This is a genomic window from Devosia sp. (assembly GCF_040509215.1).
GTDB lineage: Bacteria > Pseudomonadota > Alphaproteobacteria > Rhizobiales > Devosiaceae > Devosia.
In genome coordinates this window covers 1-9,965 of the sequence record NZ_JBEVLL010000066.1, presented here as the reverse complement: position 1 = coordinate 9,965, position 9,965 = coordinate 1, and the positions used below count along the sequence as shown (strand labels likewise).

Genomic DNA, 9,965 nt, shown 5'->3' with positions numbered 1-9,965 from the left:
AGCGACTTGCCTTCCTTGTCGAACAGAATGGCCTTGATGGCCTCTGCAGCAAGCGCCAGGCTTTCGCCGACGCGGAGCGGCTGATCGCCTTCGAGGACGGCGAGCCAGGCTGCGCCTGATGCCAGTTCGATATTGACGATGGTTTCATTGCCAAGGCGTTCGACAAGGCTTACGCGGCCGACAATGGCGCCGTTGCTGGCCGGCTCGAGGTCGTGCGGACGAATGCCCAGGGTCAGCGTTTCGCCAACCTTGGCGCCCGCGGAGGCGGCCGGAACCCGAAGACTGGCAACGTCTTTGCTCGTGACCGTGATGGAGTCGCCATCCACGGCTTCGACAGTGACCTCGACAAAGTTCATTTTCGGCGAGCCGATGAAGCCGGCAACGAAGAGATTGGTCGGGCGCTGGTAGAGCTCGATCGGGCTACCGACCTGCTGGACGACACCGGCGTCGAGCACCACGATCTTGTCGGCCAGAGTCATGGCTTCGACCTGGTCGTGGGTCACATAGATCATCGTCGCGCCAAGATCGGCATGGAGTTTCGCGATTTCCATGCGCGTATCGACACGCAGCGCGGCGTCGAGGTTCGACAGCGGCTCGTCGAAAAGGAAGACCTCCGGCTTGCGCACGATGGCGCGGCCGATGGCCACGCGCTGGCGCTGTCCGCCGGAGAGCTGGCCCGGCTTGCGGTCGAGCAGGTGTTCCATCTTCAAGATGCGGGCGGCTTCCCGGATCTTCTGGTCCCGGACATCCTTCGGCGTCTTGGCGAGCTTCAGGCCAAAGCCGACATTGTCGTAGACCGTCATATGCGGATAGAGCGCATAGGACTGGAACACCATGGCGATGGAGCGGTCACGCGGCTCTACGGCATTGCAGAGCTTGTCGCCGATATAGAGTTCGCCGCCGGTGATGTCTTCAAGACCCGCGATCATGCGCAGCAAGGTGGACTTGCCGCAGCCCGAGGGGCCGACGAAGACGACGAACTCGCCATCTTCGATGGTCAGGTCCACACCCTTGATGACTTCGACCTTGCCGTAGGTCTTCTGGATATTCTTGAGTTCCAAGCCAGCCATGGGTCAGATCTCCTCGCTGAGAATTTTGGTTGCCATCGCCCTACCCCTTGACCGCGCCGGCCGTCATGCCGGCGACGATCTGCCGGTTGAAGAACATGAAGACGATGAGCGGCGGGATGGTGATGAGCAGGATATTGGTGAAGAGCAGGTTGTAGGCCGTGCTGAACTGGCTCTGGAAATTGTAGAGCGTCAGCTGCACGGTCGCGTTCTGGTTGCCCGGCAGGTAGTAGAGCGGGTTGGTGAAATCGTTGAAGATACCAACCGACTGCACCACGATATTGGTCACCGTCACCGGCCACAGCAGCGGCAGGATGATCCGGAAGAACACGTCGAGCGGACGGGCCCCGTCGATCACCGCTGCTTCGTCCAGCTCGCGCGGAATGGTCGCGATGAAGGCGCGGTAGAGAATGATCGAGAACGGCAGGTTATACGCCACCTGGATCAGGATCATGCCATGCAGCGTGCCGAACAGCTTCAGGCCCTGCAGTAGCCAGATGGTCGGTACCACTGCAGGCGGGATCATCAGGCCGGCGAGGATCAGGAATTCAATGAGGCCATTCCAGCGCGTCTTGCGACGGGCCAGCACGAAACCGACCATGGCAGCAAGGACGATCAGCAGCGTTACGCTGATCACGGTGATCAGCGAGGAGTTGATGAACGCGGTGATCATCATCCAGTTGCGGGTCTTGATCACCTCATAGAGGTTTTCAAAAAGGTGGAAACCGTTGGGCCAGGAGAAGTCGCGCAGAGCCGACTGCTGCTTGTCCTTGAAGGCCATCAGGATGATGAACAGGAACGGGATCACGAAGACCACGAAGGTTGCGGCGATGGCGGCTACGCCACCGAAAATGGAAGCACGCGATCTCATTCGTGACCCTGCTTGCGATTGAGGAACATGGTCAGCGGCACGACGAGCACGGCGATGAGGATGAAGAGCACCACATTGCCAGCGGTCGAGAGGCCATAGAAACCGGCCTGATACTGCTTGTAGATCACCGACGCGACCGTATCGGACGCAAAGCCCGGACCGCCCTTGGTCATTGCCCAGATCAGGTCGAACGTGCGCAGGCCACCGATGAAGGAGAGCGTAATGACCGTCGCGGTCGCCGGACGGCTGAGTGGCAGCGTCACATAGAAGAAGTTCTGCAGCTTGGTCGCGCCGTCGATGCGCGCGGCTTCATAGTAGTCCTTGGGGATGGCAACGAGCCCGGCAATGTAGATGACGGTCGCAAGGCCCACGCCCTTCCAGACGTCGACGAGAGCGACGGAGAACAGCGCCAGCTTGGGATCGACGAGCCAACCCGGCCCCTGAATGCCGATCATCGCCAGTGTCTGGTTGATCATGCCCAGGGTCGGATGCATCAGGACCGTAAAGGTCATACCGACGCCGATGGTGGACACCAGCACGGGGAAGAAAATCACCGACCGCAGATACCCACGCGCCATGATCTGGCTCGTCAACATCACTGCCAGCATCATGCCAACCACGACCTTCAGGCTCGACGTGACCACGGCATAGATGACGGTGTTCACGAGACCCTGAATCAGGAATGGCTCGCGGAAGAACTGGGCGAAATTGTCGAGGCCGATAAAGGTGGCATCGAACAGCGTCCAGCGCGTCAGGCTGAAATAGAGCGACGCAAAGGTCGGCGCCAGGAACAGCACGGAATAGACTACCGCAGCCGGTGCATAGAACCAGCCGGGGTAAAGGGACCTACGCTGCATTTTCAGCGCAGGAACAGCTGATGCTGTCATGGGGAACCTCGCAATGCGTCCGTCAGCGCGACGAGAAAGGCAAAGGGCGCTCCGATGGACAGCGCCAGCAGCGCGCCGAAAAGCGCGGTATCGAGCGTGTTGAAAATGGCTTTTTGCGTGGCGCTGCGCATCAGCCGGGCCGCGACGGGCCCGAAATCAATGCCGGTCGGCCCTATCAGCGCCGTGATCACCAGCCGCCCCAGCGGCAAGGCCGCCAGAACCGCGACGGCCAGAATGGCCAGCAGGGCGGGAGTGACCCGCCCTGCCAGTTCGCCCAGGCGCGCGCCCGTTGCCGGGCGCGGCACATTATGGCTTTGCGCTAACGTCACGCGCGATTACTGGCCGAAAATTTCGGCAAAATGGTCCTTGTTGGCCTGGTCATTGGCGAGGGCCGCAGCGGCGTCATAGGAGAGGACCTTGATTTCCGAGCGGTCGGGATAGCCTTCGGGCAGGGCGACGCCATCGCGTGCCGGGATATAGCCCTGGCTCGCGGCCAGCTGCTGACCTTCTTCGGACAGGAGGAAATCGATGAAGAGCTTGGCATTGTCCGGGCTTTTGGCCGAGTTGAGGATCGCTACCGGCTCGGTAACGGCCGAAACGCCTTCGGTGGGGAACACAAACTTGACCGGTGCGCCCTTGGCGGCTTCGCGGATCGGCATGTAGTCGACGATCATGCCATAGAGCTTTTCGCCACCGGAGACGGCGGTGAGGATGCCGCCATTGCCGCCCGCGGCCTGGGCGCCATTGGCGGCCAGTGCGCTATAAAAGTCCCAGCCTTCGGGCAGGTTGTCGGTGAGGGTGACGGTGTGGATCATGGCGGCGCCCGAGGTCAGCGGGCTCGGCATGGCGAGCTGTCCCTGGACTTCGGGCTTGGTCAGATCGGCCCAGCTGGTCGGGATCATCGTGGCAGCGGTATTGTAGACGATGCCGGTGGTGATCAGCTTGGTGGAGAAATAGGCGCCGTCTTCGTCATGGAGGCCTTCGGCATAGCCGGTGAGGTCAGCATCGGCGTAATCCAGCAGCAGGCCTTCGGCCTTGAGCCCTTCCATGGTGACGACGTCGGCAATCAGCAGCACGTCGGGCTGCGGCGCGCCGGCTTCCAGTTCCGAGCGGAACTTTGCCATGATCTGCGGCGTGCCATCGCGCACCCAATCGACCTTGATGCCGGGATATTTCGCCATGAAAGCATCTGCCGTCTGCTGCGCATCGGTCTGCGGCTGGCTGGTATAGAGCACCAGCGTGCCTTCCTGGGCCAAAGCGGGGGTGAGGGCAGAAGCCAGCATCAGGCCGGCAGCGAGCAGCATGCGCATCTTTGTCGTCTCCGTTGGTGTCGCGCCAGGGATGCGCGACTTGGATGCCGAGGCCTCTAGACGCTCCGCTTAACCATTGGATGACAGTTCTCCGACGACCTCGCCAAGGAAGTCTCTCGACGTGCTCTCGTATGACGCCTTTATGACGAAGTCGGCAACGAGCTGAGAACTGTTGGTGATGTAGAGATTTCTCGCCGTTCCAGCAGCTTATCTTGGTGGCAGGAGATTCTGATGTCGCTATCCGCCTCGATTGTGCAGCCCAATCCTCAACCCACGGGCGCCGCCGCTGGACGCAAGGGTCTTGAAGAATTCCTCCACGGCGAAAATGCCGGGCTCGATCTCCACGTTCTCTATCGGAACTGGCGGACCGCCGAGCGGCCGACCCATCTGCCGCTCTATGACGAGGTCGTTCTGGGCCGCACCGGGCGCGCCGGAAACCACACGGCCCTTGTCCGTGCTCTTTCTGACGGCACTTTCGTCTTTGCCCATGCCGGGCCCGCCTTTGAGGAATGGATCGGCGAGGAAGCTGCCGGACGCGATATCGAAGCGCTAAAGCCCGATTGCGCCCATGTGCTTCTCGATGGCCTGCAGGAATCGCTGCGCCAGAAGCAGCCTGTCCACCTCGTCGCCTATCCCGAGCGCAGCGGCTATGTCCGCGCCTATGATCTCGTCATCTTCCCGCTTTCGAGCCGCTGGGGCGGGCCGTTGCTGCTGGCCTATGCGCGTCCGCGGCTAGAAAAATATAGCCTTGTCGATGCGATCTTTGCCTCGACCACGGGCGGCCTTATGGCGCTGGCACCGGTGCGCGGCACCGAGGGTGTCGTCGATGATTTTCGTCTCGTGGCGCTCAATCAGGGTGCTGCCGATCTCGTGCGGCAGTCGGTTGACGCGTTGCGCTGGCAGCGTCTCACTGATCTTTTCCCGCATCTGAGTGGCACCGGCGCCGTCGATCAACTGGTCGAGGCGTGGCGTACCAAGTCCGCGGTGGAATTCGAGTTCTCCTATCCCTCGTCGCTTGGCGGCGTACGCTATTTCTCGATGCGTGCTTCCGCGATGGAAGACCTCGTATCGGCCAGCCTCATCGACGTCACCGAGATCCGCAATCGCGAAGAATCGTTCCGGCTGTTGTTCCAGGACAGCCCGCTGCCGATGTTCGTCTACAATCCCGAAACCATGCAGATGCGCGACGTCAATGCTGTCGCTGTCGAGCACTACGGCTATAGTCGCGAGCAGTTCCTTTCCATGACCTTGCTCGATATCCGCCCGGACGAGGAAAGAGAGCGCGTGCGCCAGATCCTGGCACAGCCGGCTATCCCCAGCGATACCGGCGATATCTGGAAACACCTCAAGGCAGATGGGTCGATCATCGAGGTTCGGGTTTACTCCCGCCAGGTCGACTATCAGGGACAGCCGGCGCGCCTCGCCGTGGTCGTTGACGTCACCGAACAGCGCAAGACTGAAGCGCGCATCAGTTTCATGGCGCATCACGACGCCCTGACTGCGCTGCCAAACCGCGTTCTCTTCCTTGATGAACTACGTCGTACCCTGCGTCACGTCGAGCGCCATGAGCAGCCGGCGGCGATCCTTTGCATCGACCTCGACTATTTTAAGGACGTCAACGATACCCTCGGCCATCCGGTCGGCGACAAACTGCTCCAACAGGTCAGCGAACGCCTGCGCGGAACGCTCCGCGACAACGATCTTGTTGCTCGCCTTGGTGGCGACGAATTTGCCGTCATCCAGCGCGATCTTGCCGAGCCGGGCGAGGCCGGGATGCTGTCGGACCGACTGATCTCGGTGCTGTCCCAGCCCTATGATGTGGATGGCCAGATGGTCGTTATTGGCGCCTCGATCGGGATCGCCATGGCGCCCACCGACGGGGACAGCGCCGATGCGCTACTCAAGAATGCCGATATGGCTCTCTACCGCGCCAAGGACGAGGGCCGTGGAACCTTCCGCTACTTCCAGCCGGAAATGGATGCGCGGGTAAAAGCCCGACGGGCTCTGGAGGTCGAATTGCGCCGGGCTTTGGTCGTGGGCGAATTCGCTCTCCACTACCAGCCCTTCGTTTCCGTTGAGACCGGCAAGATCACTGGCTTTGAAGCCTTGTTGCGTTGGCACCATCCCGAGCGTGGTATGGTGCCGCCGATCGAATTCATTCCCCTTGCCGAAGATATCGGGCTCATTGTTCCCATCGGCGAATGGGTGCTGCGCCAGGCCTGCCGCGACGCGGCCGAATGGCCTGATGACATGCGTGTCGCCGTCAATATTTCGGCCGTGCAGTTCAAGGGCCAGAAACTGGCCAATCTGGTGGCGTCTGCCCTGACCATGTCGGGCATATCGCCGGGGCGCCTGGAACTTGAGATTACCGAGTCGGTCCTGTTGCATGACAGCGAAGCCAATGTCGCAGTGCTGCACCAGTTGCGTGCTCTGGGCGTCCGCATCTCTATGGACGACTTTGGCACTGGATATTCATCGCTCTCCTATCTGCGCTCGTTCCCGTTCGACAAGATCAAGATCGACCAGTCTTTCGTGCGCGAGATCGTCGATAATTCCGGCGATGCGGCCATTGTCAGCGCCGTCGTTGGCATGGGCGTCAGCCTTGGCATCTCGACTACGGCGGAGGGCGTCGAAACGCTCGAGCAGCTAGAGCGCCTGCGGGCCGAGGGGTGTACCGAGGTTCAGGGCTATTATTTGGGTCGCCCCATGCCGGCCGGCGAGGCGCAGAAATTGCTGGCGCGTCAGGTCTGAGTTCGTCACGGCTCTGTCGTTTGCAAGCGCTAGGTCGGGCCTCGTCCTATCTTGAGAGAGCCGCCCATGACCAGCTTCCTCCGACCATTCCTGTTGCCGCTCCTGCTGCTGGCCTCGACGCCCTTGTCCGCGAAAGACGGTGCGCATGATGAACACGAGTCCAGTCTTGGTGCCATCACGGTAATCCATGCTTGGACCCGCGCGGCCGGGCAGGGCGAGGCTGCTGTTGTTCTCTTCGAGATCGAGAATGCGGGCGAGCCTATTACACTGAACGGGGCTGAGGCAGAGAATGCCGTAAGCGCTGAAGTCGTGGGCGCGGTTCTGGGTGCGGACGGCGCTATGGCGTACCAGCCGATAGGCCCTTTTGAGGTTCCAAGCGGCGAATTTCAGTTCGATCTAAATGGCCTGGGTTTGCGGCTCAATGATCTCACTGCCGAACTCAAGCAGGGCGATAACTTTCATCTGCACCTGCTTTTCGGCGATGGCGAGCTTGAAATCAGCGTCGAGGTGGAAGCGGCTGATGCTACCGCTCATAGCCATGCCGGCCACAGTCACTAAGGCCGTTCAGCGCAAGGCTTCAACGACCGGGCGCCGATAGATGATTAGCGCTGGTACCACGGCGAGGATAAGGCCGAGACCTACGAGTGTGCCAACCAGCGACAACTCTCGCGCGCCGATTTCGGCGCGCATGGCGACGCCGGTCGACTGCGCCAGAAGGTCGGAGACGACAGCCGCGGCGCCCCAGCCAAGGACGAGACCCGCCAGCGCGCCGGTGACGACGATACCGGCGACATAGATCCAGACGGTCGCGAAAATGAAGAGCGGCGAGGCGCCGAGGGCGCGCAACACAGCAAAGCGCTGGCGTTGCAGATCGAGAATGGCGACGACGCCGGCAAGGATGGCCGCGACCACCAGCGCCTGGGCCGCGAGCGTCAGGGCACTCATGATGGCCGTGGCGTCGCCCAGGAGGGCATAGAGTCCCACCAGCACTTCGGCGGGGAAGAAGGCGGTCGATTGCGGCGTGCGATAGGCGGCGCGGAGGCCATAGGCGGCGGCCACATCCTTCGGCTTTACCACCACCGCCGGCAGGCCGGGCAAGGAGTCGGGATCGAAGGGTGCGCCGATATGGATGTCATCGGGCAGGTGGCCGGTGCCGAGGCCATGCGCTGCCCAGTTATATTCGATGGGTACGACGATTGCCCGATCCCAGGGTGTGCCGGTGGGCTGCATGCGGCCGACAATGGTGATGTGCGGATGATCGCCATCGCCGCCGGGAACGGCTTCGCCTGCCTCGATTGCGTCAGCGGCTGCGTCCGCATCCGTGCCAGTGGCGCCGCCGTGACCGTGCGAGACTTCGAGTTCTTCGCCGACGTCATGGGGCGATAAGGCGCCGATGACAGCCTCGTTGATGCCTTCGAAGAGCCGGCCTTCGGCAAGGCCTCCCGAGAGGTGGTCGACAAAAGGCGCGATCGTGCCGACGACGGGATCATTGCCGATGGCATCGCCAAAGCCGATCGGGGCGACGAAATCGGCTTCCGTCTCTTCGAAAAGCAACCGCGTGATTGCGGGATCAAGAAGCTCCACGGCGCTGGGGTCGAGATAGACGGTCGAGAACAGCACGTCATTGTGGCTGCCGGGCGCGGCGACGATGAGATCGAACTTGTCGGCGGCGCGGGCACTGCCGACGCGCAGGGCGCGCTCCTGGGCTGAAATGGCAATGCCGAGTGCCACGGCCAGCGCCACAATCAGCAGGAACAGTATGGCTGTGAACGTGTTGCGGCGCAGGGAAGCCCAGGCAATCGGGAAGGGGTTCATGGCGCCGGTTCCCTTTTGCCATGGTCGAGCTGCACTGTTTGGTCGGCGAGGGTTTTGAGCGCCGGGTCATGGGTCGCGACGACAACGGTGCGCCCATCTTCGCGGGCGAGGCGTTGCAGCACGGCGGCGACGGTTTCGCCCGTGGCCGCGTCGAGGCTGGCCGTCGGCTCATCGGCAAAAATCACGCTGGGATCGCCGATCAGGGCGCGGGCAATGGCCACGCGCTGCTGCTGGCCGCGCGATAGTTTTGCGACGCTTTCGCGCTCGACCGGCACATCGAGTTGGCGCAGCAGGTCGAGCGCACGTTGCCTCTTCGAGGCGGCCGAAAAACTGTCGAGCCAGATCGGCACCAGCACATTGTCGAGTGGGCTCATTTCTTCGATAAGATGGAAATTCTGGAAGATGAAGCCGGCTTGCTTGCGGCGCCAGCGGTCGCGCTGGCCTTCGCCAAGCCGGGCAATATCGGTCTCGGCCCAGGTGATGGTGCCTGCATCGGGGCGCAGGAGGCCCGAGAGCAGATAGAGCAGGGTGGATTTGCCGGAGCCGGAGGCGCCCGAGAGCACGGTCATCGTGCCGGGCGCGACGGCAAGGCTGGCCAGATCGATGACATCGGCACAGTCAAAGGCGAGGCGCAGGCCGGAAACGGTTAAGGGCAGTCCCGGCATGGAAAACTCAGAGAATGGTGTAGCGGGTATCGAGCAGGCGCACCTTGCTGACAAAGCCGGTCGGCCCATCGGTCTCGATGCCGGTGTCGAACGTGCCCTCGACGCGGATGAGATTGGAGAAGCGGGTAAACTTCATGTCGCCCGCGAAGTAGGAGAGGACGATGTCGTTGGGCCAGTCTGTCGCGTCGTCGCAAAAGGGGCAGGTGGCCATTGGCGTTTTGGTCAGGACGAAGAAATTGATCTCGGGCTTCAGCGGCGGGGCCATATAGCCTGTCATGACGATGCGCTGGCCTTGAAGCGCGATAGCCTGATCCGAAAGGTCCTTGCCGCGCGAATACATGTCGCGGAAACGCAGGGACGGGAGGTCGGCAAAGGCGGGCTTGGTGGCGAGGAGCGTGCCTGCTGCGGCAAGGCCAGCGACGAAGTGGCGTCGTTGCATGTTCATCTCCCAAATCTGTCTGCTTAATCTTAATCACCGCGCCGTCGCATCGTGTGACAGTCACGGCCTCGTGAAAGCAAATGGCCGCCGGAAAACCGGCGGCCACGTATCGGGCGGAAAGTTACTTGGCGGCGTTGAGGCCGGCGGCCTTGGCCATCAC

General features: G+C 61.9%; 10 protein-coding genes. 2 read left to right on the top strand and 8 right to left on the bottom strand.

The genetic code is table 11. The features are described from left to right. From ABW043_RS03690 to ABW043_RS03670, 5 genes are all read right to left on the bottom strand, one after another. On the bottom strand, window positions 1-1,070 hold a 1,070-nt coding region (locus ABW043_RS03690), incomplete at its 3' end, for an ABC transporter ATP-binding protein (RefSeq protein ID WP_353919884.1). 40 nt (window positions 1,071-1,110) lie between these two features. Further along, window positions 1,111-1,938, bottom strand: a complete 828-nt coding sequence (locus tag ABW043_RS03685) for a carbohydrate ABC transporter permease (protein WP_353919883.1) — start codon at window positions 1,936-1,938, stop codon at window positions 1,111-1,113. Further along, window positions 1,935-2,825 (bottom strand): carbohydrate ABC transporter permease, encoded by an 891-nt coding sequence (locus ABW043_RS03680; RefSeq protein ID WP_353919882.1) that lies wholly within the window; start codon window positions 2,823-2,825, stop codon window positions 1,935-1,937. The genes ABW043_RS03685 and ABW043_RS03680 overlap by 4 nt, the downstream gene beginning before the upstream one ends. After that, window positions 2,822-3,154, bottom strand: coding sequence for a hypothetical protein (locus ABW043_RS03675; RefSeq protein WP_353919881.1), 333 nt, complete (start codon window positions 3,152-3,154; stop codon window positions 2,822-2,824). Before ABW043_RS03675 ends, ABW043_RS03680 begins: the two co-directional genes overlap by 4 nt. 6 nt (window positions 3,155-3,160) lie before the next feature. After that, window positions 3,161-4,135 carry an ABC transporter substrate-binding protein gene (locus tag ABW043_RS03670; RefSeq protein ID WP_353919880.1) on the bottom strand — a complete coding sequence of 325 codons (975 nt, stop codon included), beginning with the start codon at window positions 4,133-4,135 and terminating at the stop codon, window positions 3,161-3,163. Window positions 4,136-4,366: 231 nt separating this feature from the next. On the opposite strand from ABW043_RS03670, the gene ABW043_RS03665 reads away from it, so the two are divergent. Beyond that, window positions 4,367-6,886 (top strand): sensor domain-containing protein, encoded by a 2,520-nt coding sequence (locus tag ABW043_RS03665; protein WP_353919879.1) that lies wholly within the window; start codon window positions 4,367-4,369, stop codon window positions 6,884-6,886. A 66-nt stretch (window positions 6,887-6,952) separates the two neighbouring features. Beyond that, window positions 6,953-7,444, top strand: a complete 492-nt coding sequence (locus ABW043_RS03660; RefSeq protein WP_353919878.1) for a copper chaperone PCu(A)C — start codon at window positions 6,953-6,955, stop codon at window positions 7,442-7,444. A gap of 6 nt (window positions 7,445-7,450) precedes the next feature. Here the strand turns inward: ABW043_RS03660 and ABW043_RS03655 are convergent, their stop codons facing one another. Genes ABW043_RS03655 through ABW043_RS03645 form a run of 3 tightly spaced genes read right to left on the bottom strand, consistent with a single transcriptional unit; the run spans window position 7,451 to window position 9,805 of the window. Further along, window positions 7,451-8,701, bottom strand: coding sequence for an FtsX-like permease family protein (locus ABW043_RS03655; protein WP_353919877.1), 1,251 nt, complete (start codon window positions 8,699-8,701; stop codon window positions 7,451-7,453). Further along, entirely contained in the window at window positions 8,698-9,366 is a 669-nt protein-coding gene (locus tag ABW043_RS03650) for an ABC transporter ATP-binding protein (RefSeq protein ID WP_353919876.1), read from the bottom strand. Before ABW043_RS03650 ends, ABW043_RS03655 begins: the two co-directional genes overlap by 4 nt. 7 nt (window positions 9,367-9,373) lie before the next feature. Then, the gene (locus ABW043_RS03645) at window positions 9,374-9,805 is read right to left on the bottom strand and encodes a hypothetical protein (protein ID WP_353919875.1); all 432 of its coding nucleotides are present in this window, start codon (window positions 9,803-9,805) and stop codon (window positions 9,374-9,376) included. Window positions 9,806-9,965 lie beyond the last annotated feature (160 nt).